This window comes from Bacillus sp. 05T31 (assembly GCF_056396725.1).
In genome coordinates, this window is the sequence record NZ_JBFTMA010001469.1 from 1 (window position 1) to 386 (window position 386).

Consider the following 386-nt stretch of genomic DNA (forward strand, 5'->3'; position numbering starts at 1 on the left):
GAATGTTACCTTGTTTTCATTCATTTATATCAACCTCGTTTCGTATATTTTTTGATACATTTTTTCAGATTCAATAAAAGTCCCATACGAGTCATAAGGGATCTCATGATCGTCTAAGACTTTTTCAAGTTTGGCTTCAGCAACTAAATCCTTTCTAGTTGTATAAAGCTCTATATTTAAATCGTTTATCTTGTGATAAACCTTGTTATCAGCCATTAAATTTGCTGATCCATCCACAAGAAAACAAATATAAGGTGGCGCTGGAACAGGATTGGTTGGTGTTGCTGTAAAATGCGAATAAGCCACAGGATAGCCTGTCGCTTCAAGAATTTTTGTTAATTCACCTAATGTCATTGCCCAATCGTCCTTTCGATACGTCTTGGTAA

The 386-nt window shown here is 35.2% G+C and carries 1 protein-coding gene; it reads right to left on the minus strand.

Annotation, left to right across the window (positions count from 1 at the left end; genetic code table 11):
- Window positions 1-24: 24 nt before the first annotated feature.
- Window positions 25-354, minus strand: coding sequence for a hypothetical protein (locus AC1DJR_RS33880; protein WP_476995516.1), 330 nt, complete (start codon window positions 352-354; stop codon window positions 25-27).
- Window positions 355-386 lie beyond the last annotated feature (32 nt).

Coding starts and splice junctions, on each gene's coding strand:
- AC1DJR_RS33880 (WP_476995516.1), bottom strand. CDS start 354: ATGACATTAGGTGAATTAACAAAAATTCTTGAAGCGACAGGCTATCCT.